This is a genomic window from Kitasatospora sp. NPDC056731 (genome assembly GCF_040687675.1).
Taxonomy (GTDB): Bacteria; Actinomycetota; Actinomycetes; order Streptomycetales; family Streptomycetaceae; genus Kitasatospora.
Genome location: NZ_JBFBNR010000056.1, coordinates 1 through 26,184, shown reverse-complemented (window position 1 = coordinate 26,184; position 26,184 = coordinate 1). Strand labels below are relative to the sequence as shown.

General features: G+C 72.2%; 17 protein-coding genes and 1 pseudogene. 7 read left to right on the top strand and 11 right to left on the bottom strand.

All coding sequences use genetic code 11. The annotated features are described in order from the left end of the window. The first annotated feature begins 1 nt into the window (after position 1). From AB0R04_RS34425 to AB0R04_RS34415, 3 genes are all read left to right on the top strand, one after another. Entirely contained in the window at positions 2 to 2,047 is a 2,046-nt protein-coding gene (locus AB0R04_RS34425; protein ID WP_363377525.1) for an ABC transporter ATP-binding protein, read from the top strand. A gap of 470 nt (positions 2,048 to 2,517) precedes the next feature. Further along, positions 2,518 to 2,757: a DUF397 domain-containing protein gene (locus tag AB0R04_RS34420; RefSeq protein WP_063351721.1), complete on the top strand. Its 240-nt coding sequence runs from the start codon at positions 2,518 to 2,520 to the stop codon at positions 2,755 to 2,757. Between the two features lie 139 nt (positions 2,758 to 2,896). Next, entirely contained in the window at positions 2,897 to 3,994 is a 1,098-nt protein-coding gene (locus AB0R04_RS34415) for a helix-turn-helix transcriptional regulator (RefSeq protein WP_363377523.1), read from the top strand. Here AB0R04_RS34415 and AB0R04_RS34410 read toward each other — a convergent pair. The 8 genes from AB0R04_RS34410 to AB0R04_RS34375 all read right to left on the bottom strand — a co-directional run bounded on the left by AB0R04_RS34410 (position 3,991) and on the right by AB0R04_RS34375 (position 17,869). Continuing rightward, positions 3,991 to 4,809, bottom strand: a complete 819-nt coding sequence (locus AB0R04_RS34410) for an SAM-dependent methyltransferase (RefSeq protein WP_363377522.1) — start codon at positions 4,807 to 4,809, stop codon at positions 3,991 to 3,993. The genes AB0R04_RS34415 and AB0R04_RS34410 overlap by 4 nt on opposite strands. A 196-nt stretch (positions 4,810 to 5,005) precedes the next feature. Next, a complete protein-coding gene (locus AB0R04_RS34405) occupies positions 5,006 to 5,425 on the bottom strand; it encodes a hypothetical protein (protein WP_363377521.1) in 420 nt (139 codons plus the stop codon). Between the two features lie 751 nt (positions 5,426 to 6,176). Then, a complete protein-coding gene (locus AB0R04_RS34400; protein WP_363377520.1) occupies positions 6,177 to 7,679 on the bottom strand; it encodes a hypothetical protein in 1,503 nt (500 codons plus the stop codon). Between the two features lie 16 nt (positions 7,680 to 7,695). Beyond that, on the bottom strand, positions 7,696 to 8,610 hold the full coding sequence (locus tag AB0R04_RS34395; protein WP_363377519.1) for an ATP-grasp domain-containing protein: 915 nt from the start codon (positions 8,608 to 8,610) through the stop codon (positions 7,696 to 7,698). After that, positions 8,607 to 9,368 (bottom strand): hypothetical protein, encoded by a 762-nt coding sequence (locus tag AB0R04_RS34390; RefSeq protein WP_363377518.1) that lies wholly within the window; start codon positions 9,366 to 9,368, stop codon positions 8,607 to 8,609. Before AB0R04_RS34390 ends, AB0R04_RS34395 begins: the two co-directional genes overlap by 4 nt. Before the next feature lie 7 nt (positions 9,369 to 9,375). Beyond that, positions 9,376 to 10,350 carry a hypothetical protein gene (locus AB0R04_RS34385; RefSeq protein ID WP_363377517.1) on the bottom strand — a complete coding sequence of 325 codons (975 nt, stop codon included), beginning with the start codon at positions 10,348 to 10,350 and terminating at the stop codon, positions 9,376 to 9,378. Positions 10,351 to 10,387: 37 nt separating this feature from the next. Next, on the bottom strand, positions 10,388 to 14,227 hold the full coding sequence (locus AB0R04_RS34380; protein ID WP_363377516.1) for a hypothetical protein: 3,840 nt from the start codon (positions 14,225 to 14,227) through the stop codon (positions 10,388 to 10,390). 3 nt (positions 14,228 to 14,230) lie between these two features. Then, positions 14,231 to 17,869, bottom strand: coding sequence for a hypothetical protein (locus tag AB0R04_RS34375; RefSeq protein WP_363377515.1), 3,639 nt, complete (start codon positions 17,867 to 17,869; stop codon positions 14,231 to 14,233). Positions 17,870 to 18,540: 671 nt separating this feature from the next. Here AB0R04_RS34375 and AB0R04_RS34370 point away from each other — a divergent pair. The 3 genes from AB0R04_RS34370 to AB0R04_RS34360 all read left to right on the top strand — a co-directional run bounded on the left by AB0R04_RS34370 (position 18,541) and on the right by AB0R04_RS34360 (position 21,596). Beyond that, positions 18,541 to 20,754 carry a hypothetical protein gene (locus AB0R04_RS34370; protein WP_363377514.1) on the top strand — a complete coding sequence of 738 codons (2,214 nt, stop codon included), beginning with the start codon at positions 18,541 to 18,543 and terminating at the stop codon, positions 20,752 to 20,754. Further along, entirely contained in the window at positions 20,751 to 20,903 is a 153-nt protein-coding gene (locus AB0R04_RS34365) for a hypothetical protein (RefSeq protein WP_363377513.1), read from the top strand. Before AB0R04_RS34370 ends, AB0R04_RS34365 begins: the two co-directional genes overlap by 4 nt. 162 nt (positions 20,904 to 21,065) lie before the next feature. Next, the gene (locus AB0R04_RS34360; RefSeq protein WP_363377512.1) at positions 21,066 to 21,596 is read left to right on the top strand and encodes an RHS repeat-associated core domain-containing protein; all 531 of its coding nucleotides are present in this window, start codon (positions 21,066 to 21,068) and stop codon (positions 21,594 to 21,596) included. Positions 21,597 to 21,866: 270 nt separating this feature from the next. Here the strand turns inward: AB0R04_RS34360 and AB0R04_RS34355 are convergent, their stop codons facing one another. After that, positions 21,867 to 23,087 carry an RNA-guided endonuclease TnpB family protein gene (locus AB0R04_RS34355; protein WP_363377547.1) on the bottom strand — a complete coding sequence of 407 codons (1,221 nt, stop codon included), beginning with the start codon at positions 23,085 to 23,087 and terminating at the stop codon, positions 21,867 to 21,869. 150 nt (positions 23,088 to 23,237) lie between these two features. Here AB0R04_RS34355 and AB0R04_RS34350 point away from each other — a divergent pair, with 150 nt between their 5' ends. Continuing rightward, positions 23,238 to 23,711, top strand: coding sequence for a hypothetical protein (locus tag AB0R04_RS34350; RefSeq protein ID WP_363377511.1), 474 nt, complete (start codon positions 23,238 to 23,240; stop codon positions 23,709 to 23,711). Positions 23,712 to 24,081: 370 nt separating this feature from the next. On the opposite strand, the gene AB0R04_RS34345 is transcribed toward AB0R04_RS34350, so the two are convergent. Together AB0R04_RS34345 and AB0R04_RS34340 are read right to left on the bottom strand one after the other, a co-directional pair. After that, the gene (locus tag AB0R04_RS34345; protein ID WP_363377510.1) at positions 24,082 to 25,593 is read right to left on the bottom strand and encodes an HNH endonuclease; all 1,512 of its coding nucleotides are present in this window, start codon (positions 25,591 to 25,593) and stop codon (positions 24,082 to 24,084) included. Positions 25,594 to 26,004: 411 nt separating this feature from the next. Next, positions 26,005 to 26,184: pseudogene (locus AB0R04_RS34340) on the bottom strand (hypothetical protein); the annotation flags it as partial.

Genomic DNA, 26,184 nt, shown 5'->3' with positions numbered 1-26,184 from the left:
CTTGAAGTCCCGTCCGGCCGAACCCCCGTCGGCCGAACCCCCGTCGGCCGAACCCGCGCCGTTCGAACCGCCGCCGACCGACCACGTCTCCGACAGTGAGCAGTTCCTGTTCGGCGGACGGCTGCTCCCCGACTGGGGGTTCACCTCCCATGAGCAGACCATGCTCAGGATCAGCTTCCTCACGGTCGCCCGCCAGATCCCCGGCATGCTCCGCACCGCCCTGCGACTGGCCTGGCAGGCCGACCGGGTGGCCCTGGTGGCCATCGCCGTCGCCGAAACCGGACGGGCGCTGGCCGCCGCCTTCGGCCTGCTCGCCACCAACCGCGCCCTCGCCTCCCTGTTCGCCTCCGGCAGCACCGACCAACTGCTGCGCGCGGCCCTGCCGGCCGCCCTCGCCATCGGCGGCGCCTCCGCGCTGTCCGCGGTCCTGGGCGTGGTCTCCTCCTGGGCGGGAGGCCGGCTGGAGCCCAAGACCGAGCGGGCCGCGACCGTCGCCTACCTGCGCCGCGCGGCCCGCGTGGAGCTGGCCGCGGTGGAGGACCCCGAGTTCAGCAGACTGCTGGAGTCCGCCAGGTACGGCACGGCGGCCGTGCGGCGCCTGATCGGCCAGAGCATCGCCGTCCTCACCGCCCTGCTCGGCATGGTGGCCGCCGGCGGCGTCCTGCTCACCCTCGACCCGGTGCTGCTGCCCATGCTGGTGCTCATCGCCGCGCCGAAGGGGTGGGGCGCGGTCCGCTCCGCCCGGCGCCGCTACGGCTCCGTGATGGCCTGGCTCCAGCACCACCGGGCCGCCAGTCTGCTCGCCCAGCTGCTCACCCAGCCGCACTCCGCGCCCGAGGTCCGCGTCCACGCCATCGGCCCGTTCATCCTGGGCCACTACATCGCGATGGCCGAGGCGTCCGAGCAGGAGCAGAACCGCCTCGCCCGCGCCACCGCGACCACTTCCCTGCTCGCCTCCGTCCTCTCCGGGCTGGCCGCCGCCGCGACCTTCGCCGTCCTGGGCTGGCTCGTCCACGACGGGCAGATGGCGCTCGCCGTCGCGGGCACCGCCGTCGTCGGCATCCGCACCGGCGCCGCCGACATCACCTCCCTCGTCGGCACCGTCAACAACCTGTACGAGGAGGCCCTGTTCGTCACCGACCTCGACCGCCTCCAGCGCGAGGCCGACCGGCGCGCCATCCCCGCCGGCGGCACCGACCTCCCGCACCGCCCCGCGGCCATCACCCTGGAGGAAGTGACCTTCACCTACCCCGGCCGCACGAGCCCGGCCCTGTCCGACATCACCCTGCGGATCCCGCGCGGGCAGGTCGTCGCCCTGGTCGGCGACAACGGCTCCGGCAAGTCGACGCTCGTCAAGATCCTCACCGGCCTCTACCTGCCCGATGCCGGCCGGATGCTGTGGGACGGCGTCGATGCCGCGACCGCCGACCGGGACCAGCTGTTCGCCTCCTCCGCCGTCCTCGAACAGGGCTTCCAGCAGTGGCCGCTCACCCTGCGGGCCAACGTCCTGATCGGCCGGCCCGAACACGGCGACGACCCGGCCCTGCTCAAGCGCGCGGCCGACTACGCCGACCTGCACCCGATCATCGACGCCCAGGACAACGGCTGGGACACCCTCGCCGCCCGCGGCTTCAAGGGCGGCGTCCAGCTGTCCGGCGGTCAGTGGCAGCGCGTCGGCATGGCCCGCACCCACCACCGGGCCACCACCACCGGGCCCGGCGGACGCCCCACCCACCTCGTGATCGCCGACGAGCCCACCTCCGCCCTCGACGCGAAGTCCGAGATCGCCGCGTTCACCCGCATCCGCGAACTCGCCGACCAGGGCCTGACCGTCATCCTGATCACCCACCGCCTCGCCGCCACCGCGGGCGCCGATCTCATCTACGTCCTGCGCGAGGGCCGGCTCACCGAACAGGGCACCCACGCGCAGCTGATGGCCGACCCGAACAGCGGCTACCGCTCCTCCTACCTCCTCCAGGCCCGCCAGTACGCCACCGAGATCCCCGACCAGCGGGACAGGACCGCGCCCGCCGCCGATCCCGCCTGACCACGCACCCGAAACGGAGCAGCCGATGCCCACCTGGGACGAGATGTGCGCCGCCGCAGGCGAAGTGCGCGCGCCCGCTCCCCGGAATCCTGGCCCGTCTGCCCGAGGACGTCAGGTATCGGATCCTCGGAACCGAGCACTACACGTCGTTCACCGCGCCGCCCCGGCACTCCCCGGCTCCGGACGGGATCGGCCTGACGGACCGACAGGCACCAGGATGCAGCCCCCGATGCCGGTAACCGCCTTCCCCGCCCCCGACCATGCCACGCCGATCAGCAGCCGAATTTAAGCAGATAATCGCTATTCAGATCCCCCATTCGGCCGGTGCGGTGTTCGAAAATAAATGGCTAGCATTCATGGCTCACGGGGTGCTGCAATTGCAGCACCCCAGGCTGTCCGAGGGATGTCCGGGTCGGGCTCCGGTCATACCCGAAGGCCGCCAGTCGAGTACGTCGAATGCGGGAGGTCACATGCAGGGCTTCACCAATGGAATGTCGGCCGCGCTGATCGAGGATGTCGCCTGGGTCAAGGCGCAGGCGAGCTACGGAGACGGTGGCGAATGCGTCGAGCTGGCCGGGCTGCCGACCGGCGACGTGGCCATCCGCAACTCCCGCGACCCAGAGGGTGCCGCCCTGATCGTCACGCGCGGTGAGATCAGGGCGTTCCTCGACGGCGCCAAGCGGAACGAGTTCGACCACTTGATCGCCTAAAGGGAGATTCAAGAATCAGATAAGTCAGATTAGCTTCATATTCTGACCGGGATTCTGCCGCGTGACGGCACGCGGGCACGGCGTGTGGGAGGATGTGGGCCATTGGTGTCAGGCCACCCGAATCGCCTACGGAGTCCGCGTGTCGTCCCTTTCCGAATCTGCCGAATTTCCCGCCGACGAGCGCCCCATCGGCGCTCGCGCGGCCGAAGGCGAGAGCCCGCTCCAGCCCGCGGAAGGCGCCAGCGACCACGGCCTCGCCGCCGTCCTGCCGCTGAACCCTCGCACCGAGAAGCCGGCGCCGCCGGTGCGGGGCACTCCCACGGCGGACCGGGTGGTCCTGGGAGAACGCCTGCGCCGGGCCCGTGACCGGCGAGGCCTGTCCCAGGAGCGGGCGGCCGCGCACGGCAAGATCCTGCTGCCGGAATCCAAACTGTCGTACTCGACGCTGTCGCGCATCGAGTCCGCCAAGACGCCGGTCTCCGGCGAGATCGTCGCCACCCTCGCCGAGGTCTACGGAATCGACTCCAGGGAACTGCGGGAGCTACAGGACCTGGTCGAGCGGGGCCGGCAACTCGAATGGTTCGAGGCCCCGGAGTGGGAGGGTGCTGTCGCCGCGCACTGCAGCACCTACCTGGGGCTGGAGCCGGTCGCCCGGGAGCTGCGTTCCTACCAGACCACGATCATCCCCGGGCTCCTGCAGACGCCGGACTACGCCTGCGGCATCATCGCCGGCCACCACCTGGCCGTCGACGAGAAGCGCGCGGAGCACAGGGTCCGCGCCAGAATGGAGCGGCAGCGGCGCTTCTTCGCTTCGCCGCCCGCGCGAACGGTCCTCATGATCAACGAGCTCGCGCTGCAGCTGACGATCGGCGGTCCCGCCGTCATGGCGGCGCAGGTGCGTCACCTGCTGCACGTGGCGGACATGCCGAGCGTGAAGGTACGCGTCGTGCCACTCGACCAGACCATCGCAACGCCCGTCAGCGGTCTCACCCACCTGATGTTCCAGCCCGAGGGGCCGCCCGAGATGGTCTACATCGAAGGCCTCAGCTCGTCCACCTACCACCCCGCCGACACCGGGGAGCCCAGCGCGCGCAAGAAGGTGCGCAAGGGCAAGAACGCCAGCGCGGACATGGAATCCTACGTACAGCTGATGTTGAAGATCAGCCAGGGCGCGGCCCACCGGCGGCGCAGCATGGACATCCTGACGCAGGCCTTGAAGCGGTTCGAGGGACGTTAGTCGGCCGACTGAGGATGCGGAACGCGGGCGATGCCCCCGTACTGCTGCCACTGGCTGGAGCGCAGGGCCTGCTGAAGGGCTGACTCGGGGCGCCAGTCGGCGACGTCGACCAGGCCGGGCTGTTCGAAGGCCAGGCCGTCGAAGTAGGCGTCGACCTCCCACTGTTCCCGTACCCGGCCCCAGAGTTCGCCGGTCTGCTCGGCCATGATCCTGGTGACGTCGCCACGCAGCTGTGGGTCGCCGCTGACGGCGTGGCTGATGACCACGAAACTGCCCGGGGGCAGGCGCTCGACGATGCGTCGCACTACGCTGCGCGGCTGGGCGGAGTCCGGAAGGCATTCCAGCGAGGCGACGAACAGGACGGCGGTCGGCTCGTCCGGACGCAGCAGTTCCTTGACGGCCGGGTGCTCGAAGATGCCTTCGGTGTCCGTCATGTCGGCGTTGAGCATGGCGGTGCGGTCGTTCTCGTCCAGGGACTCGCGGCCGTAGGCGATCACGATGGGGTCGTTGTCGACGTAGACGACGCGCGACCTCGGGTCGACGGCCTGGACGATCTGGTGGACGTTGAGCGTCATCGGCTGGCCCGAACCGCAGTCGAGGAACTGGCGGATGCCGTACTCGGCGGCCAGCGCCCTCACCGCGCGGTGCAGGAACGACCGGTTGGCGAGTGCGAGTGCGTCGATGTCCGGCACCCGCTCGCGCAGGCACTCGGCGGCGGCGCGGTCGGCGTCGAAGTTCAGGCTCCCGCCCGCCAGCACGTCGTAGATGCGTGCCGAGCTGGGCACGGTGACGTCGATCTCACGTTTGGACCCCACAGCGCCCCTCGCTCCTGGCAACCATCGCAGGCCGCACGGCTGTTGAGCGCCCATTGTAAAGATCGCATGACTGAAAGCGCCACGTGTCTGACGGTGCATCACCCAAAGGGGGTGGCGCGCGGCGCGGCGCTGGACAGTCTTGTGCGCCGCCATCCGCCCGCGCACAACGTGTGGCGGCGGGTGGCAGCGATGTCGTTCAGGCCCTGGGCGCCCTCCCTTCCATCAGGGAGAAGGCCCCGCCTGCGGCGATCAGCCGGTCAGCGCTGCGGAGCCCCGCCCTCACCGCGCCGGGGTCCGTGCCCATCAGGCGGGCCACGTCCAAGACGGACAGACCGAGCCCGTGGTGGAGGAGGGCGGCGTCGGCCAGCGGGTCCGGCAGGTGGCGGTGCAGCAGGTCGACCGGTCCTGGCCGCGACGCGGTGGCGCCGGGGCGGTGCGCGGTCACCGCGGCGCGCAGCACGCACCAGGCGTCACCGGCGGGCGAGGGACCGGCGAGCAGGGCCGCCCAGCACGCGTGGGCGTGGGCGAGAGCCTCCTCGACGGCGGCCGCGCCGCTCGCGCCATCCCTCAGCCGGGCCGTGGCGTAGTCGAGGTAGCGGTCGTACACAAGGGCCACGAACGCCAGGAATCCGGTGTCGGGTCCGGTTCGGCGGGTTCGGTGGGGCGGGCCCGGGGCGGTGCCGGGCCCAGAAGATGATGCCTGTGGCATATGCAGATCCTGGGATGGCCGTCAAAGTCCGGCGTGCGAGCCGGGCGGGGGGGTACGCGGGATGCGGGGGTGCACGGGGTGCGGGGACCGGCCCGCGGCCGTTCCCTGCACCCGCCGATGTCAACGCAGCGTCAGCCGCCACCAGGTGACAGCGCTGCCGCGCGAGAGCGCGCCGAGGGCGAGCGCGGCGACGTACCGCTAGGCGCCGTCCAGAGCGAGAAGGGCCACGGGCACGCGCGCCCCGCACACCCCGATGACCCGCCCGCACGGCGGGACGGGACTGATAGCGTTCACCGCCATCGAGGGCGCCTTCGGGCGCGCTCGATGGCTACGGTCGGGCTTGGGCATACTCAACCTACGTGTGATCGACGTCCAGCCCCGGCCGGTGGCCGTGATCCGTCGGCCAGGGCAGCCCCCGCGAGGAACCAGGGAGCCAGCACGAAACGCTACTCCCCGCACCGGCCGGTAGACCCGCTGTGGCGACTGCTGCAAAAGCCACCCTGGGAACGTTTCCGCTCGACTCCGGACAACCGGGACAACTCCCCACTCCCGTCCCGGACATGGGGCCATCCAGCGGCACACCTTCCCGGAGCCGTCGGCCGCTCGAAGAGGTGGTCGAGGAGTGTGCCGGCGTAGGGCTCGGGGAGCGGGGGGCGGGTCAGAACCGGCTGCGGCGCAGGGCGTCGGTGAGCATGAGGGCCGACAGCACCTGGTGCACCTGGCCGGTGTTGGCGTACGGGACGGCGCTGCCCTTCTGGGTGGCGAGGGTGTTCCAGGCCGCGAGGGGGAGGGAGGTGAGGGAGTTGCGGTCGTCCGGGGTGGCGGCGTCGAAGGGGGCGGGGCCGGGGGCGGTGACGCCGAGTTGGGTGAGCAGCGGGGAGAGTTGGGCGGGGTCGTTCTGGGTGTAGAGGCGGGCGGTCTTGGTACCGGAGGTGCCGCGCCTGGCCCAGGCGGCGACCTGGGTCAGCGGGGCGAGTGTCTCGGAGACCAGGTCGGCGTGCGGGTCGAACAGGTAGACCTCCTGGAGGGTGTCCAGGTAGAGCGGGTGGGCCTGGTTGGCGGTGTTGCCGAGGAAGCAGGTGAGGGCCGCGTGGCCGCTGCTGAAGGAGGCCATGCCGAGGCGGCCGATCGGTCCGAACTGGAAGTTGCCGCTGCGCCGGAGCATGAGGGCCTGGATCTCCGGCAGGTACTCCTGGAGGACGGTGGCGTCCGCGAACGACGAGATCTCGTCGCAGGGGTTGCCGGCGACCCGCATCAGCGGGAGCACGAGCACGACGTTCCGGGCGGCGCCGTCGATCTGGAGCGGGAGTCCCTTGGCGGAGGGGTTGGTGAGGAACGGGTCGCCGATGTACTGGAGGTACTTGAGCAGGCCGAAGAACTGGTAGTCCCAGCCGAAGGGGTAGGTGCTGCCGGTGGTCGGGTCGTGGCGGTCCCGGGGTTCGTTGTAGAAGGCCGGGGATTTCTGGGCCATGCCCGAGTGGAAGTAGACGAGGAAGGGCGCGGGCGGTCCGCCTGGGGCCCTGGACACGCCGGAGGGCCAGTAGACGGCGACGAGTTGCGGTGCGTCGATGCCGGGGAGCCGGAGGACGACGGCCTCGCCGCCGGGGGTCACGCTGCGGGTCTCGACCTGGATCGCGCCGCCGCTGATCGACGGCGAGGCGATGAAGGTGCTGTCCGTCACGCCCGGGGGCGGGGAGTAGGCGGCCGGCGGCAGCGCCACGCCGGGGGTGCGGAAGCTCATGTCGCCGGGTGGCGGGGCGGGCGGGCTGCCCGGGTAGTCGCTGCCGGTCTGGGCCAGGCTGACGCGTGCCTGTTCGGTGACGTCGCGCAGCGGCGAGAAGTGGACCGTCAGCTGGATCGTCTGGCCGGAGTCGGAGGACGTGACGGCGGGTGGCGGCCAGTTGCCGTCGGGCGGGAAGGTGGCCTGGACGGTGCCGGAGGAGTCGATGTCGAGGTGGGCGGTGGGCGTGCCGTACTTGGTCTGGTCGAGGGCGGCCGCCTGGATGTCGATCGACGCGTCGGTGTCCGGGATGTTGAAGATCGACTGGTCCAGGACCACGCTGTCCGGCCCGACCTGGTCACCGCCGTTCACGGCGATGGTGAAGTTGCACTGGGTGGTGGTCTGGCCGTGGATCTGGCCGGTGAGGACGAGCTGGGCCATCGGAGTCTCCTTCTCCTCAGTGCCGCGCGAGCGCGAGCGCGATGGCGTGGGCGATCGGCTGGCCGGTGTTGGCCTCGTAGTAGTTGAAGGCCGGGCAGGGGTTGACCTCGAAGCAGTAGACCTCGCCGTCGTCGGCCAGCATCAGGTCGATGCCGGCAAGTGCGAGCCCCAGTCGTGCCGCCAGGTGCAGGCAGCGTTCGGCGAGGTCGTCGGGGAGTTGCCAGGGCGAGAGTTCGGCCCGGCCGCCGTCGCTCCGGGCGTAGCGGTAGTCGACCCGGTCGGTCTCGATCCGGGTGGCGAAGACCTCGCCGGCGACCGTGTGCACGCGGACGTTGGTGCCGGTGACGTAGCGCTGGAACTGCACCGGGCAGTAGCGGATGAGCGGCAGCCGGTCGAGGGCCTCCCGGTCGAGGGTCCGGACGATCGAGCGGACCCCGCTGATCGACTTGTAGACCAGTTCGCCGTGCCGCGCGTGGAACTCGTGGACGAGGTCCGGGTCGTTGGTCACCAGGGTCTCCGGAGCCCGGAATCCGGACTGCTGGATCAGCTGGGCCTGGTGGGGCTTCGACGTGTTGGACGCCATCGCGCTCTCCCGGTTCATCACGCAGCCGGGGGCGAGCTCCGCCCAGGTGCTCAGGGCCGTGTGCCAGGACCGGCACCTGCGTACCGTGTCCTCGCCCGCCTCGCGGACTTCGGGGAGTCTGCGCCATTCCATCAGCCGGAGGTAGATGCCGGTGACGGTGGCGCAGTCGATGGATCCGCCGTCGTACGGGATGCGTCCCCGGACGGCGGCGCCGGTGGCCTCCACCTCGAACGGCAGCTCCTCGAAGCGCCGTTGGTGGAGCATGGCGTACGGCAGGCCGAGGCTGTCGAGTTCGGCCCTGACCCGGGCGAGCGGCGACTCGCTGGCGATGCCGCAGACGACGATCACGGCGCACCCCGGGGGAGCCCGGTGAGGTGTTCGTACAGGCGGTCGAGGAAGGCGGCGCCGGCTGGGCGGAGGTCGGGCAGGGGGCTCGCTCCCGCGAAGACCGCCGGCCGACCGTCGTCGCGGCGGTGGTCGGCCCCGGGCACGTCGGCCCCGAGCAGGTCGATTCCGAGCAGGTCGACCTCGGCGAGCCGGGCGAGCCGGACGTACGGCTCCTCGTCCTCGGCCGGGGGTGCGCCGAAGACGTGCTCGCCGAGCACCAGGACGTCGCCGCGCCCGGTCGGGGCCGCTCGCGGTTCGCCGTCGGGGCTGCTGGAGATCCGGGCCGGCCGGGCGGGGAGCCCCGCTCTGATCGCGAGTGCGGTCCACTCGGCGGTCGAGCGCCAGGCGCCGCACAGTCCGTACCCGGCGGGCCGGTTGACCGAGACCGGGGCCAGGCAGGTGAGCAGGCTGAGCAGGAGTGCGTCCAGCTCCTGGGCGGCGTAGGCGGCGTCGGCGTGGGTGGTGAACGGCAGGTACCCGAAGGGGGCGGAGGCCACCCGGTTGAGCACGCCGTCGACGTCACGGCTGTCCAGGACGCGCCCGTCGGGCAGGGTGATCTCGAAGCTCGCGCCGAGGCGGTCGACGCGGTGCACCGACCTGGTGGAGCTGAGCAGGGTCTGCGGGGAGAGCAGTTCCAGGGGTTCCAGCCCCCGCTCGCGCAGCCCCTCGCACGCCCACACGGCGGCCCGGTCCGCCGGATCGCAGAGCACCAGCCACATGCGGCGCCTACCTCTCGGTCCGTCCCGGCTCGGGGGGTTCGTCCCGCAGGGCGCTGTCCGCGAGGTCGGGGCGCTGCGCCGGGGGGATGAAGTGCTCGGGCGGGTGGTTGACTTCGGATGCCGGGTGCATGCCCTCGGCGGGGTGTTCTTTGAATGCGTCCTTGTCCTCCTTGGCCTCCTTCCGCTCCTTGTCGTCCTTGTCGTCCTTGTTCTCCTTGGCGACGTCCTTGACGTCCTTGACGTCCTTGCCCTTCTCGTCACGTGACAGCTGCAGGGTGACCTCCTGGGTCACCGGGTCGTTGCAGGGCAGGACGAAGTCGGCGGTCTGCAGGCTGGTGACGATCGGTTCGGACACGGGGCTGATCCCGATCTGGAGGTGGTCGCAGGCGTTGGGCGGGAGGCTGGCCGGGAAGTTCTTCAGCACGTAGCCCGCACCCATGGGCTGGTCGCCCGGACCGTTCACGTGCAGCGGTCCGGTGCCGATGTTGGAGATCGGGATCGTGATGTCCGGGACGGTCTCGCCCAAGGCCACCGTCATCCGCAGGGGGGTACGGTCCAGGATGATCCGCGGCTGCTGGGTCTTCGCCGGGGTCCGCCCCGTGGACCAGACGAAGCCGAGTTCCTGCGGGTCGGTGTTCGTGATCCGCAGGCCCCAGGGGCGTTCCCCCGGATTGGAGATGTCGATCTGCACCGTGAAGACGTCGTTGGCGTCCCTGGTCCACGACGCGGTGCCGACCGCGCTCCCGGTCCCGTCGACGATCGACGACTTGGCGGGTGCCTGCGCGACGGTGGTGAGCACTCCGGAGCCCGCCCTCAGCTCGATGTCCGGTGGCCTCGCGCCCAGGGGTGCGCAGTTCGGGCCGAGGGCCACCACCAGGACGGACCAGGACGTCGCCACCTTGTCCACGACGAGGGGCAGGAGGCCGCTGGTGGCCTGGTCCGCGAGCCGGAGCTGGCCTGTGTCGGGAAAGATGTCTGCCATGATCGCTTCTTCGGTCGTGGAGCCGCGGTGACGTCCGTCACCACGTTCCGAGGGCTACGACGTCGACGAACACGGGTCGACCCGTGGTGTCGGCGCCGGCGGGAACGGGCCGGGTCTCGAACTCCCGGACGACCAGGCGCTGGGCCCGCTGCCCGGTGTCCGGAACGCTGATCGTGATGGTCTGCCCGAGGACGGCGGAGGCCGTCAGGACGGTGGACCAGCCGGTGACGCCGTCCGGCGCCGTCACCCCCGGGTCCTGGACCTGGAGTTCGGTCCGGACGGTGTTCCCGGCGCCGCCCGGCCCGAGGCCCTCCAGGACGACGCCCGCCTGCCCCGCGCTGCGGGTGACCGTGAGGCGCCGCTGTGGCGCGAGTTGGACGGGCTCGGTCAGCACCACCTGTGACACGTCGGGGACACCCGGGATGGTGTACCGCTGGTAACGGGCCAGGGCGAGCCGGACGAACGGGAAGTAGGAGGCGGAGACGACCGGCGTCAGGTCGAGGTCGGCGAACCAGCGGTCGCCCTCGGCGTCGAACTCGACCGGGTAGAGGGCGGCGTCCAGCAGGCGGTGCAGCTCGGGGAGGGTCACCTGGGCCCGCTGCGCCGCGTTGACCTGGGCTCCGGTGAGGACGGCGGGTGGTGCCCCGGTGTCCCGGATCGGGTCGCGTCCGGCGACCGCGACGTACCGCAGGGCTTCGGCGGGGACCGGCCCGGGCGGGAAGGTGAGGACGGCCAGGGCCTCGTCGTCGCCCGAGACGTACCAGGGCCGTTGGAGGAGGACCCGCAGGCCGCCGCCCTGGCGCAGCCGGGTGAGCGACCGCTGCCCGTCGGTGGTGCGGGTCCAGCCGAACGACGGTACGCAGTCGAGCAGTTGGGGGGCGGGTGGGCGCACGGTGCTCGGCACGTCGATGTCGCCGAGTTGCCCGGCGGCGGTGCAGGCACCGGGATCGGTGGCGAGGATGCGCGCGAAGCAGTCCTCGAAGCGGGACACCGCCGTCACGGCGTAGCTCACGTGGTGGTGGCGGGTGTCGCCGAACTCCTGGCGGATCTCCGGCAGCGCCTCCAGCAGAGGCAGGTGCTGGACCTCGTACGAGCCGACGTGCGCCATCCGCCGGGTGGTGGTCGGTGCGGCCGGCGGGCTGTCGTCCTGGTCGGTCCAGTCGGCGTGCAGGTCGATCCGTCCGGTGCTCGGGATGTCGATCGCGAAGGCGTCCGTCCCGAGGACGGTGTCGCGGTCGCCGGGCCCCCGCCTGGGCGTCAGCTGCCCGCTCGGGTCGGTGAGGGGGTGTTGCACCGCGTGCACCAGGGTGACCGTGCACGGCGGGGTGATCAGGCGGTTCCGGCCGGCGACGATGTCCTGGAAGGCCGGCAGGTGCGGCACGTTCGGGTCGACGCCCTGCCAGAGCGCGATGCCGAACAGCGCGACGTCGTCGAACGTGAGGCAGGACGGGATGTCGAAGGTCACCTGCTCGGCCGGGCCGAGCGCGACCGTGACGTGGCGTGGGTCCGCCCGGCTCACCGTGCAGCCGCTCGCGGCCGCCTCCAGCCGTACGGACGCGGTCTGCAGGTCGGGCCAGGTGCCTTGCCAGATGGCGATCACGGCGTCGTCGGGCGGGTCGATCTGACCGGGCCGCCCGTTGCCGGGGTCGATGGGCCGGGGCCGGGCGTTCAGGGCGGCGCACACGCCGCTCGGGTCGGCCAGCCAGGGCAGGGCCGCGTCGGTCTCGGGCAGGACGACGTACGAGGACGGCGAGGGCGGCCCGGCGGGGACGGTACGCGCGCCCTGGACGTCGGTGAGCTCGCGGTCGGCCCGTTCGGCGACCGCGAAGAGCCGGCTCACCTCGGTGCCGGGCGCCGCGGGGCCCAGCGCGGTGTCGAAGGCGCCGTCGTACTGCAGCGCCAGGGCCAGCGAGCACTTCGGCGGCAGCAGGTGCCGCAGGTCGTGGGCACGGTAGCCGTGGAGGGTCGCGTAGTCGTCCGCCGAGGTGCCGCGGTCGCTGCGGATGACCATCCGGTCGTGGCCGTCGCCGTCGTCCCACTCCCGGGTCGGCACCAGCTCCGGCGGCGGCAGCGGCTCGAAGCGCCAGTAGGGGACGAGGTCCGACTGGGCGTCGGCGGCGCCGACCTCCTCGACGCGCAGCCCGCCGCCGGCGAGGTCGGCGATCCTGACCCGGATCCGGTACTTGCGGCCGAACCGCAGCCGTGGCAGCGAGCCGGTGTCGCACTCCACCACCGTGTCGAGGCCCGACGTGACCGGTACCGGCAGGGTGTCCCCGGTGGCGGTGACCCGCTCGGGCCGCTGGGCCACCTGGCTCCAGCCGTCCCAGCGCGCCACGATCTCGTGCAGGTACAGCGCGTCGGCGTCGCCGAAGCCGGTGACGACCGGGCCGGGCCGCAGGTAGCCCTCCTCCAGCAGGCCGTCGGGCAGCAGCGGCACGCCGCCGACGGTGTGGTGCACCCGCCGCCGGCACAGCGAGTACCAGGTCTGGCGGCTGTCGTCGAACACGTCCATCCGGTAGCCGCCGAGCAGGGAGTCCGCCAGCAGGGCGGAGGCGAGCAGGCCGGCCGGCGTGCCGCGCTGCTGCGCCCGCTGGAGCTGCTTGCCGTGCTCCTCCTCCCGCGCCCGGTCGACCAGGGCGAAGCCCGTCGAGTGCAGCGCGGGCAGTGCCCCGACCGGAACGGGGGACGACTCCCCGGGAGGGGGCGACGACGCGTCCGACCGGGCCGTGCTGACCAGTCGCAGGGCGGCGCCGTCCACGTCGAAGGGCAGCAGCTCGAACCGGGGGTTCGCGGAGGGCGCGAGACCGGCACCGGTCAGCGGCAGGAGGCCGCCGCTGAAGCCGGTGGAGGTCGGACCGTCGACGGAGGAGGGCACGAAGCGGGTGCCGGTGACGGTGTAGGCGGTGGCGGGCGAGAGGTCGGTCTGGGCGGCTGCGCTCCAGCCCGGTGACGGGTTCGGGTCGGGCTGGGGCCACAGCGGCACCACCCTCAGCTCCGCCGGGTGCGTCTGGTCCACCGGGGTGAGCGCGGAGGCGGGTACGGCGAGGTCGACCAGCAGGCCGAGCGCGCGCAGCAGGACGGGGTGGTCGGCCAGGTGCGCGATGCCCTGGTGGAACTCGTCTGCGGGCGGGGGCGTCGCCAGGCGGTCCGGTGGCGTGGTGTCGGGCGCGCCGCGCCGGTAGAAGGCGTACGCCTGGGCGAGCGCCGGCGTCGCATCGGTCGGGGTGGCGTGGGGCGGTGTGGCGCCGGTCGGGGTGGCGTGGGCCGGGGTGGCGCCGGCGGGTGCCAGCAGGCCGGGCTGCCACTGCTCGCCGATCGCCCGCAGCGCGGCCCGCAGCCCGGGGTGGCTCTCCGGCGCCGCGCCGCGGTGCGCGGCGTGGGCCTGGGCGGTGGCGGCGTAGATGCCCTTGACGTCGGTACCGGCCCGGCCGGCCGGGAAGGCCTTGGTGGCCCGCCCGTCGTAGCTGGTGGCCCGGTACGGCTCCACCGGCATCGTGGCGGCGAACAGCGTCTGCCAGACGGCGAGTTGCCGGTCCGGGGGGAACTGGACGGTGCTCCCGTCGAGGGCGGTGTACGGGACGCGCACGGACGGCAGCGCCCGCCCGCCGCGCCGGACGTCGAAGCCCACCCCGGCGAGCCGCCGCGGCCAGTCCTGCATCCCGAAGTCCGCGATGGTGAGCGCGGCTCCGTCCGGGGCGAGCAGGCGCGGTGTCAGCAGCACCGACAGCAGCGCCATCGGCACCGACTGGCCGGGAACGGTCGCCAGCCGGCCCGCCGGGAGCACCGTCCAGACGAACTGCCGCTCCAGGCCGGTCGAACTCTCCGGGCCGGTCAGGCTCTCCAGGCCGGTCAGGCTCTCCGGGCCGGTCGATGACATGGCTCACTCCCCTGCGAACGCCCGGCAGTAGGTCTGCCACGGGAAGGTCTGCCCCTGCGGCCCGAGCGCGGCCTCGACCGACGGGTCCGAGGCGGTCGAGGCGCCGCTCAGGGGGCGGCGCAGCCCGGCGGGGGGCGGGCAGTTGCCGAAGCACTTGTGGCACTCCAGCGTGAAGGACTTGGAGAAGAAGGTCAGGTCCACGGTGATCACGAGCCGGGCCGAACCGCTCAGCGAGCCGGAGGTGGAGTCGTACGTCAGGCTGAGGGTCAGTTCGATCGAGACGCTGATCAGCCCCAGCAGCGAGACGCTGCCGCCGATCCGCAGATAGCCGGTGACCTCGGTGTCGGTGCCGTTCTTGGCGAAGACGACGCCGCCGAAGACGTGCACCTCCGCGGACACGATGACGAAGTCCATGACGATGGCGGCGCCGAACTCGATCCCGCCGGTGAAGCGCTGCAGGCCGCTGTCGGTGCCGCCGGCGCTCAGGCCGAGTTCCAGGTACCCGCCGCCGCCGAAGCCCGACACGGTGACCAGGAACGGCCGTTCCCGGGTGCCGAACGCGAAGTCCATGACGATCGGCTGGTCGGTCAGCGACAGCGTGACGCCGGCCTGCACGGTGAGGTTCTGCACGCTGAACACCAGCAGGCCGACGCTGGGGACGGCGACGGTGTACGAGGCCGTGATGCTGGTCGCCGAGGTGTCGATCCTCGGGCCGTTCCCCCCGAGCGGGAGGTACTGCTCCAGGGTGGCGAGGAACCCGAGGTCCCCGCCGAGTGTGACGTTCGTCAGGCGGGTGGAGAGGTCGAGCCGCTTGCCGGGGTCGGCGGTGAAGGTCACGGACGCGAAGGTGAGGGCGACGTACGCGGGGGCGCCGACGTCGGGGACGATCAGCTTGAAGTTGCTGATCGTCCCGGTGGCGTGCATCTCCGGCTTCCCGTCGACCGACAGGGCCCGGACGTCGAGGTCCAGCGCGCACCCGGTGTCGGGCGTGAACGGCGGGAAGGACTTCTGCAGGCCCTGGTGCCAGGTCAGCTCCGCGGACGGGGTGGGCGTCTGCTGCCCGACCCAGAGGAGCTTCGGCGGTGCGCTGACGACGTCGATGAGGCTGCTCAGCGGGACCACGCCGAACAGGGTGGCGTCCGGGGCGAACAGCTTCGAGGGAACGGTCTGGAAGGCGTCGCTGACGGCCGGCCCGAGCGTGCGCGAGATCTGCGACACGGTCATGTTGGGGGCGGACAGCCCGCCGACCCGGGCCCCGGCGGCCCCGAAGTCGAGCGTCCGGGGTGTGACGAGGTCGAGCAGCGCTTCGGGTGTCGGGCTGCCCCAGGGGGTGTCGACGAGCGCCTGCGAGATCGTGGCGGGGAGCGCCGGGAGCGGGCCGAGCAGCCGGCGGACGGCCGGCAGCCCCACGGCCAGCTGGGTCACCTGCGGGTAGAAGCCGACCCCGCTGGGGGAGAGCCCGGCCCCGATCCCGCCGAAGGTCATCGACTGCACCTCCTGCACGGCGTCCTCCACCGCCTGGGTCGGGGACGTCATGACGAGCGGGATGCGGGCGGCGATGTCGCAGAGGGGGCGGCCGAGGCTCGCGAAGGCTCCGGTGCTCGGACCGTTTCCGTAGATTCTGTCGAGTGCCGCGCCGTAGCCGGCGCCGGTGGCGGCGTCCTCGACGAACAGCAGTGGCAGGTTCAGCTCCACGTACTCCTGCCCGGCCGTGGCCTGGAGGGTGAACACCACGGGGGTGCCGGCCCTGGTCGGCCAGAAGCACCTCGGCGGGGCGGCCGAGGAGCCCACCGGGATCCAGGAGGCGTCGTCGAGGCCGTCGGTCTGTCCGGGGTCGATCGCGACGCTCTGGAACGGGAACCGGCGTTCGTGCGGGCCGCCCGCGCCGATGCCGTAGTCGTCGCGGACGGGCTCGGTGACGATCAGGAAGGCCTTGCGGTGCAGGGCGGCCACGGCGGGGTCCGTGCCGTCGAACCGGCGGTCGGAGACCTCGATGTAGGCGGCCCGGTGGCCGAACGGGAACAGGGCGCCGGGGGCGGAGACCTTGACGTGGAAGTCCCGGCCGAGTGCGGCGTCTTGGGCCCACTCCAGTTGGGGCCAGTGGGCGGCGGCGGAGAACCGGGCGCCGTAGGCGCTCAGGATCAGCCGGTCGACGGTGAGGGGGACGGCCGGGTTCTCGGCGGCGGCCGCGACGATCCGGTCGTACCAGGTGTCCAGCGGGGTGCCGTGGTCGGTGCCGTCGGCCAGGGACCGGAGGGGCCGCGCCGTCAGGTGTCCGTCGGGGCCCGCGATGCGGCTGTGCCACAGCTCGGTGCCGCCGGCCGTGCCGGTGGCGGGCAGGGTGCGGTGGGTGCACCGGGCGTCCGGCTGCAGGGTGAGCAGCAGGTTCCAGGGGACTTCGAGCCGGGCCAGCAGGTCGGCGGTGGTGGCCGTCGTGACGATCAGCGGCAGGCGGTTCATCGCGTCGAGCAGGCCGGCCACGGTGAGCGTGACCGGGTCCGGGCCGACGGCGAAGCACAGGGTGGAAGGGCCGGCCAGGAAGCCCTGGGGCGGCTGACCGGACTCCACCACGGTCTCGGCCAGGTGCTGTGGGGGGACGTCCACCAGGAGGTGGCCGCCACCGGGGTCGGCCACCAGCTGGACCGTGCCGTCGGGCCGGGTCTGTTCGTGCAGGCCCTGGCTCCGGACGGTCAGGGTGACCAGGTCGTCCGCGCGGAGCACGGGGTAGCTGCCGGTGGGCGCGTCCGGCAGGTCGAGGAGCTGCCAGTCCTGCCAGCCGCGGTCGAAGCGCCGGTGCATCAGCGCGGCACCGGCCCAGACGGCGAGCACGTCGGTGCGGCCGCCGCCGGAGGCGACGGCGGCCAGTCGGGGGCCGGTCGTGTCGGGGGCGGTGAGGTCGCCGCCGACCTGCTCCCAGCCGAGCCAGGGTGCCAGGGCGGAGTGCCGCAGGCCGTGGTCGCCGCCCAGGAAGACGTCACGCTCCGTCGCGGCGAGGCAGGTGAAGGAGCGTTCGTCGCCGTCGGGGAGCGGGCCGAGCTCCTCCCACACCGGTGGCTCGCGCATCGGCGGGGTGTCGCTCTCCAGGTGTGCGCGGAGCAGACGTCGTTCGCGGGTGTCGGCGAGGAGGAGGTCGATCCGGCCGGGCGCGACGGGCACTGCCGTCAGGTGCCCGGGTGCGCGCTCGCCCGTGCGGAGCACAACTGGCCCCTTGGTCGGGTGTCCGCGCAGGAACTCCCAGCCGTGGGCGCCCGCGTCCAGGACGAGGTGGACATCGCCGGGGCGGCTCGACACGACGGTGAAACCGGTCGCCGAGCCGCCCCGGGCGAGCGTGCCGAGCGAGGTCCAGTGCGGGTGCTCCCCCGCGCCGGGGCGTAGACGTAACAGTTCGCCCGCCGCGCTGAGGGCGAACAACTCGACCGGGCGGCCCTCGGCCGCCGTCGCGCTCAGCCAGTTGAACGCGGGGGCGCCGGTGAACGCGGGGGCGCCGGGCGAGGGCCAGGGGCGGTCCAGCGCGTGCCAGGCGTGCCAGCGGCCGTCGAACACCCGGTACCGTACGGCGCCGTCGTGCGCGCCGACGAAGAGGTGGAGTCTGCCGTGCCCTGGCGAACAGACGGCCAGGGCCCGTGCCGGGTGGGTGTGCATGGGGCGCCCCCAGCAGATGGACGCGGTACCGGTGGACGCAGTACCGGTTGGACGCAGTACCGCTCAGCGGGGCCGACGCATCGGGCACCCGCCAACTCTCAATGGTTCCAGGCTATTCCCGCTTCGGGCACGTATCAATTCCTGGCCGCGGCCCCCGCCTCCGGGCCGCGACGGTTTCACTGTGCGTAGCCGCCTTCGGGTAGCACTCCCCCGAGGACGTCGCCCGCGGTGTTCAGGGCTGCCACGGTGCCGGTCTCGGCGGCGTTCGACGGGAGCGACAGAAGGCGGGGGTGAGCAGAAGGCGGGGGGTCGGCGGGGCGGGGTCGGCCGGCCGCGGCGGGTGCCGGGCCGAGGAGCACGGTGGCGGCCGTCGCGGCGGCGGCCAGGGCTGCTGCCGGGCGAAGGGTGTGTGAACCAGCCACCGGGAACTCCCCTCTCGCCAATGATCCATTGGATCAAGAGAATTGATGTAGCGTCAGTTTCCGGTTCGACCAGATGACCGGCCCGGGGGCGCCGGCCCGCCGACCCGGCGACCCCGGCACGTTGTTCGAGGAATCGGTGGAGACTCCGCAGTGCAGCCTGCTTGATTGTTCATCTACAAGAAGCCGACTGAGGGTCAGGGGGCGGCGGACAATCAGGTCCGGCCGCCGGACAGGACAAGGGGGCACGGGGTGGCTGGTGTTGGACGTCCGCAGGGGCGCCTCAAGGGGGAGACCGAGCAGGCGGATGCCCTGGCCCGGTTCGTGCGGGAGGTGACATCGGGGGTCACCGTCCGCGAGCTCGCCCGGCGTTACCCCGCGGGCAAGACCAGTTGGAGCGAATACCGCTCCGGGGAGAAGGACATCCCGTGGCACCTGCTCCAGCGGCTGGTCCACAACCGCGTGACCGACCCGCGGGCCCGGACGGTGCTGCTGGAACGTGCTGCCCGCCTGCACGAACAAGCCACCCTGGCGGCCCGGGGACTGCGGCCGCCCGAGGCGGGACGTTTCGCCGCCCAGCAGGCGCTGGACCTGGCCCGCCAGGCGCAGCGACAGGCCGAGGAGGGGGTCGCGGAGGCGGATGAACTGATCCGTGTGCTGGTGGAGGTCGTGGCCGAGCTGCGGGGTGAACTGGGCGACGACGCGGAGGACGACACGTGCCCCGCTTCGCAGCAGGCGCCCGGCGGGGGCGCGGCGCAGCTGCGGCGGGCCCGGCTGCGGGAGGCGACGCGTTGCCTGGCCGAGGTGCGGCGCATCAGGCAGAGTGCACGTGAGGCGCAACAGGCGGCGCAGCGGGAGCAGGACGCCGTCGGGCTTCTGGCCGATCAGGAGCGTACGCACGCCCGGGCGGACGAGGGCCGGGCGGACGAGGGCCGGGAGCCGGGGTCCGAGCTGGTGGTGACCGACGGGGTGCGGGCCCGTCTGCCCGTGCTGTGGCGCCTGGACGCCGACCTCGTGGCGGTGCGGGAGGCCTTGGCCGACCGGCGCCGGGAGGTGCTCGGGGCGACCTCCGTCGTACCGCGCTCACCGGTACCCCGGATTGTCCGCGGCGAGGTCGTCGACGCCCCGGACAATCGCCTGACCGGCCTCATCGCCCCGTTCGGCCAGGCACGTAACGCCCCGCACGCCGCAGGCGCCCCCAGCGCCGCGGGCACCCGCCGCAGGACCGGCACCATCCTGTTCGCGGCCCTCGCCCTGCTACTGGTCGGAGTGCTGCTCGGTATGCACTTCAGCGCACCGGCACCGGGCATCCCGGTGCCGTACCTGGCGGATTCCTACCGTGTGCCGGCGGTCACCGAGGCCCACAGTCCGTCCCCGTCCCCCTCCGCGGCCGGCACGTCCGCGGACACGTACCGGCCGGCTGCCGGCATCGCGTCGGCTACGGCCCCGGCCCCGGCCCCGGCAGACGCAACCGCTGCCCCCGGACCGCAGCAGGCTGCGGCCTCGCCTTCGGCCCCGCTTTCGGTCGAGGTGACGCCCACCCCCGGGTCGGCACCGACCCCGGCCGACGCGACACCCGCCCCCGAGACGTCGAGCACCCCGCGGAACCGCGACACCCAGGGCGTTCCGTCTGACACGGCTCTCCAGCAGCCGGGACAACCCGTGGTCGTCGCCTCCGCTCCGGGCACGCTGTACTCCATCGCCCCGGACCACCGCGCCGTCTACCAGTGGCAGGGCCGGGACATGGCCTGGACACCCATTGGCGGTCCCACCGAACGGATCCTCGCGGGAGGCGCCGGCGTGTTCGCCGTCAGCGCCGACGACAAACGGCTGCTCGGCTACAGCGGGACCCCCGGCAACTGGACACCCGTCAGCGAACCCGGTGCCGACTTCGCCATCAGCGGCACCCGCCTCTACCGCCTCGCCCAGGACCACACCGGCGTCTACCGCTGGAACGGCACCGGAACGAGCTGGACCAAGATAGGAGGCCCGGCCGGACGCCTGTACGGCGGCGGGGCCGGCCTGTTCGCGACCGACCCGCGCGACGGCCGCATCTTCCGCTACGACACAGCCAGGGAAATCTGGACCTACGTGGGCAACGACGGGGCGACCTTCGCCGTCAGCGACACCCACCTCTACGGACTCTCACCGGACCGCAGCCAGGTGTTCCAATGGGACGGTACGGGCAGCGACTGGACCCTCATCGGCGGCCACGCCCAGGACCTCTACGCCGGACCGGCCGACCTGTTCGCCACCAGTCCCGATCACGGCACCTTCCTGCGTTACGCCCGCACTCCCCGGTTCTGGGATCCGGTCAGCGAGGCGGGAGCCGAATTCGCCGTCACCGCCGACCACATCTACCGCCTGGCGCCCGACCACAGCGCTATCTACCAGGCACCCAGCAACGGCGCCGCCACCTGGACGAAAATCAGCGGACCGGCCGCCACCCTGATCACCAGCAGGTGACAGGCGGGCTGATCGAGTCCACGAACACCAGGACCCGCCCGATCGTCCGCCGGGGCATCCGCTCCCGCAGCGCGGACACCGTCATCGCGCTCGTCATGCCCTGCCTCAGCGGCAACCGCCCCGTCCTGCCCCGACGCCAACTCGTGTGACCGCACCCACAGGTCCAGCCCAACCTGCTCTCCGACGGCTCGTCCTCGTACGTCTACGGACCGGACGACCTGCCGGTCGAGCAGATCACCGGCACGGGCACCCTCTGGTTCTTCCACGACCAGCTGGGCTCCACCCGGGCCCTGACCGACGCCTCGGGCTCCGTGGCCGGAGCGTACGCCTACACGCCCTACGGCGCCGTCAGTTCCCACACGGGCTCCGCGTCGACCGCGCTGCGGTACGCGGGCCAGTACAGCGACGACGAGAGCGGACTGGTGTACCTCCGGGCCCGCTCCTACGACCCGGCCACGGCTCAGTTCCTCAGCGTCGACCCGGTGGTCGAACAGACCCTCAGCACATACGGCTACGCCAACGCCGATCCGCTCAACCAGACGGACCCGGCGGGGCTCTGGGGCTGGAGCAACGTCAAGAAGTTCGCCCATGACCACTCCGACGTGATCTCGCACATCAACTCTGTCGCCACAGCTGTCTGGGCCGCCTCCGGCACGGTGGCGGCGAGCTGCGCCCTCGCGGGCGCGCTGCCCTGCGCGGCCGTCGCCGGGGGAATCTCCGGGGCAGCCTGGTTGGTGACCACCGTCACCCAGGTTGGCCTGGTGGCCGACAAGTACAGCAGCGGAACGTCCGTCTGGGACTGCGGGGAGGCGGCCGGCTACCTGACTCACCCCTCGGACTGAAGGGGCTGGGCGCGCTGAGGGGCGTCCTCCCGGCCCGGACGGACAAGAGCCTGGACGTCTGGCGCAAGATCTGCGAGGGCTGACCGGCCCCGGTTCCCGGCCGACGCACACCGGCTACGGCCGACTCGATACTGTCCCTTCGACGACACCACGGCGGGCCGCCTCTCCTCGCGGGGGCGGCCCGCCGCTCGCGGTGGCTCGCGCTCCGTACCTCTCGACGACAGGAACGGCACTTGACTTCCTTCCCCGGCTGAAGCCGGGGGATTCCCCTCAGCCTCGCGGCTGAGCCGCTGCGCGTGAGCGCTGCGGTCGGGATGTTTCCTGCTTCACCGACGACTGCCCGCCCGGAGTGCTCCGTTGAGATCTCACACCGTCTCCACAGGCTGTAACCGCCAGTCCGGCGGCCAGGATGTTGCGTGCCGCGTTCACGTCCCGGTCGTGCTGTGCGCCGCAGGCGCATTCCCACTCGCGGACGTTCAGTGGCATCTTCGCGGCGGTCGCGCCGCAGGCCGAGCACAGTTTCGAGCTGGGGAACCACCGGTCGACAGTCACCAGGTCCCGGCCGTACCACCGGGCCTTGTACTCCAGCATGGACCGCATCTCGGCCCAGCCCGCGTCACCGATGGCACGGGCGAGCGTCCGGCCCTTGAGCATGTTCCGGACCGTCAGATCCTCGATCACGACCGTTTGGTTCTCGCGGACGAGCCGAGTGGTGAGCTTGTGCAGGAAGTCCCTGCGGCGGTCGGCGATGCGCGCGTGCACACGGGCGACCCTGAGCCGGGCCTTCTCCCGGTTGGCGCTGCCCTTGACCTTGCGGGACAGCTCCCGCTGGGCCCTGGCCAGGCGTTCCCGGTCCTCGCGCCCGTACCGGGGGTTGGTGATCTTCTCCCCGGTGGACAGCGCCACCAGGCTGGTGACACCGACGTCGACGCCCACGGCCGGGTTCACGGGTGCGGGCACCGACGGGCGGTCCTCGCACAGCAGCGAGACGAACCAGCGCCCCGCACTGTCCTGCGACACGGTCACCGTGGACGGCGCAGCGCCCTGCGGCAGCGGCCTGGACCACACGATGTGAAGCGGCTGGTCCATCTTCGCCAGCGTCAGCCGGCCGTCCCGGAACCGGAACGCGGAGGACGTGTACTCGGCGGACCTGCGGGACTTCTTCCGGGACTTGAACGTCGGGTACTTCGCCCGCTTCTGCCAGAAGTTGGTGAACGCCCCCTGCAAGTGCCGCAGCGCCTGCTGCAACGGAACCGACGACACCTCGGACAGGAAGGACAGCTCCCCGGTCCTCTTCCACCCCGTCAGCATCGCCGACGTGGCGTTGTAGCTGACTCTCTCCTGACGCAGCGTCCACGCCTGCGAACGGGCCTGCAACGCCATGTTGTAGACCTTCCGCACACACCCGAAGGTGCGCGACAGCTCAGCCGCCTGCGCATCCGTCGGATAGAAGCGGTACTTGAACGCCCGCTTCACGTGAGCCGTGGTCATGACCCACAACCTAGCGGGGCAATCCGTGCAGCTCGAATCCCGCACGTCACAGCACCGCGGTCCGCCCCGGGGCGAACGCAGCCACCTGACCCGCTACACGGGCAGTCCAATTCCTCCCCCGGCTGAAGCCAGGGGCATCCACGGAGGTCCATGATGACCGACAAGGCGTTACCCCCGTCCGCGCCGATCTCCGTACGGCCGAACCCGCTCCTCGGAATGCCCCTCGCGGCGGGCGGCCTGCTGATCTCCCTGCCCAAGGCGCTCGACGGCGGCCCCACGGCCCCGGTGTACGCCGCCGCGGCGGTCGTGAGCGCCCTCGCGCCCGCGCTGGTGCTCCTCCTTTCCGTCACCGTGGGCCGCGGCCGGATCACCGTCCGCCGAGGCCTGCACCGCACCTCCGTCCCGCTGGCGGAGCTGCGCTCGGTGACGGCCGAGGCGGACGCCGGCCGGGGGCCGCACACCCTCCGGCTCGAGAGCCGCACCGGGGCACGCTGCCGGATCCCGCTACTGGCCGTGCGGCGGCGGGACCGGCAGCGGCTCGTGGCCGCCCTCGAACGGACGGCTCCGCCCGGCGCCGTCCGAGAGGACCAGGCTCTGCGCGACCTGCTGGGCCTCCCGGGCTGACAGCGAGGATACGCAGTGGCTCCTCCAGCGGGTCCGACTCTCGGGCTGACCAACGCCGGCGCCCCGGCTGCCGCGTGATCCGGCCGTCGAGGCGGGCGGTGGCAGGACGAGTAGCCGCAGCAGCCGTAGGAGTTCGGGGCAGGTGCGTGGGTCCTCCAGCTCCATCAGCAGCGCCGGCACACCGTGATCCGGGTGGTACTGGAGGTCGACGGCCGTCACCGTTCGGCAGCCCCGTAGCCGTGTGGGCGAGCCGCCCGGTTCTGGCCGTGCAGCCGGCCCCGCATCAAACGAGCCCAGCCGGTCGCCGGCAACGGACGGCTGCGCGGCCATAGCCCGCGAACTCCGCCTCTCCGCAATGGCCTAGCGTCCGTCAGCGCCCTCCGCGCGTCTGCCTGACAGGCTGGATGTACTGTGCCCATCGCGCACGGTGCCAGCGAACGTACTCCAGGCCGACGTCATGGCCGGGCTCCGTTTCCAGACGCTGCCGCACTGTGCCGGTCACCGTTTCCACGACGCGCAGGTCGTCGGTCAGGTAGAGGCCGCCCTGGTCGAACTGCGTGTGGCAGTTCGGGCACAGGCACAGGACGTTGCCAGTGTAGTCGGGTCCGCCTTGGCTCAGCGGGCGGATATGAGCACCTTCGCTGATCGTCTGGCGTGGTCCCGGGATTTTCAGGACGCTGCCGCACATCTGGCACTGGTTGCCGTACCAGTCCTTGACGTCCTGAACGACCGCCCCGTCACGCCTGACCCGGCCCTTCCTGTCCCTTACCCCGCTGGCGGGCACCGCGGCGGGCGCGCTGACGGCATGGAGACCACCCGGCGGGAACAGTTCTCCCAGCGGCAGGGCCTGCGGCGAGCCGGTCGCGGTCCGGACCTGCCCGCCGATCTCGTCGAGAATGCCGCCGACGAGGTCCAGGGCATCAGGGCAGAGCAATCGGGCCCGATCCCGGCCGGAACGAGCAACCAGGGACCATGCCGCCTCGATGTGGCCGCCGGTGATCACGTCCGTGTCCTCGGCGAGGGCGAGCGCTGCCGCGATCCGGTGGGTGTGGGCGTCCAGTCGGACGAACTGGTCCTCCGGCAGGGACTCCTGATCGTCGAAGCGAGCAGCGCTGAGCTGGACCGGCCAGAACTTCGCGGCGGCCTCACCCGTCATCGTGAACTGCACCTGTTGGTGCGACAGGCTGTCGTAGATCCGGGCGAGGCCCTCGACGGCCTGGGAAGCCACCGGCACTATCCGGCGGCCAGGGAGCGTGACACCGGGGATTACCGTTTTCCGGCGGAAGACCAGGAACCTGCTGGAGGAGGCCGCTTCCGTCTGTGCTCTGTACCTCCAGTCGCCCGCCGACATCTCCCACAGCACCCCGATCCTGGGGGCCTCCCCCGCCTGGCCGCTCGCGCGCGAACGACGCTGATGTTCGAGGTTGCGGTACTCGTTGCCGTCCCAGGCCTTACGCAACGCGTACGCGAGGGAGTCATCGGAAAACATCCTCGATGGGCGGTGCTTGACAGGGCTGCCGGTGAGCAGCAGAGAGAAGCCGGTGCCGGGCCGGGTACTCCGGGCGGACCGGCGCCAAGCGGCCCGCAGCCTGTCCGTTGTGGTGATGTCGTGGTGGCTGGTGAGCCGGCGAAAACGGCTGGAGTCCATACCGGCCGCGGCCAGGGCCGTGACCAGTGGAGGCCGGGCGTCGTCGGTCAGGAAGGCTCCCCACACCAGACAAGGCCATTCCATGTGGCCGACCGGCAGGACCGCCGAGGGGGCCACGGCGGCCGCCCACCAGCACAGGGCCGCCGCATAGACGTCCTCGGTGTGGATACCGTCCTGCAGCCCTGCCTGCCGCGCGATATCTCCCAACGGACCGCACATCACCACATCCGACACTGCGCCCTCCCCCTGTCTGCCATGCCACCCGGCCCTGGTGAACATCTATCACCCGTCACCGACAGAAGCCGTCCGGTGGCTGCCTCTCGTCCGGAGGCCCCTGTGGTCCCGGACGGCGACCGCAGCCGGGGCGCAACGGGCCTGGGAAAAGGCCGGCGTCGAGCGATCCCCGGAGATCCCAGACGGGCAGCGAGGAGCACCACCAGGCCGACGGCCGACACCGGAGTGCCAAGGAAGGCTCTTGTGTCAGGCCCGGCAGCAGGACTCGCTCGGGTGGCTGTCGATCGCGGCCAGCAGGTCCTGAGCCGCTACTCGCACCGCAGGGTCGCTGTCGTGGGTGAGCCTTCGTCGGGGCGGGTCGATGTGGGCCGACGGTTCAGCTCGACGCGAGTGTGCGCTGGTGGTCCCCGGTCAGCGGCGGCCGGTGGCCAGGATGACGAGGAACTGGCCGCCGCCCGCCTCGATGTCGGCGGTCACCGGCAGCCCCGGCGCCAGCCGGGAGAACCGGTCCACCAGCCAATCCGCCGCTTCCTGGGCGTCCTGCCTGGTCGGACAACGGCCCACCATCTCGCGGCCGCCCTTGCGCTCCAG

Coding starts and splice junctions, on each gene's coding strand:
- AB0R04_RS34420 (WP_063351721.1), top strand. CDS start 2,518: ATGCAGGGCTTCACCAATGGAATGTCGGCCGCGCTGATCGAGGATGTC.
- AB0R04_RS34400 (WP_363377520.1), bottom strand. CDS start 7,679: ATGGCCCAGCTCGTCCTCACCGGCCAGATCCACGGCCAGACCACCACC.
- AB0R04_RS34390 (WP_363377518.1), bottom strand. CDS start 9,368: ATGTGGCTGGTGCTCTGCGATCCGGCGGACCGGGCCGCCGTGTGGGCG.
- AB0R04_RS34385 (WP_363377517.1), bottom strand. CDS start 10,350: ATGGCAGACATCTTTCCCGACACAGGCCAGCTCCGGCTCGCGGACCAG.
- AB0R04_RS34380 (WP_363377516.1), bottom strand. CDS start 14,227: ATGTCATCGACCGGCCCGGAGAGCCTGACCGGCCTGGAGAGCCTGACC.
- AB0R04_RS34375 (WP_363377515.1), bottom strand. CDS start 17,869: ATGCACACCCACCCGGCACGGGCCCTGGCCGTCTGTTCGCCAGGGCAC.
- AB0R04_RS34355 (WP_363377547.1), bottom strand. CDS start 23,087: ATGACCACGGCTCACGTGAAGCGGGCGTTCAAGTACCGCTTCTATCCG.
- AB0R04_RS34350 (WP_363377511.1), top strand. CDS start 23,238: ATGATGACCGACAAGGCGTTACCCCCGTCCGCGCCGATCTCCGTACGG.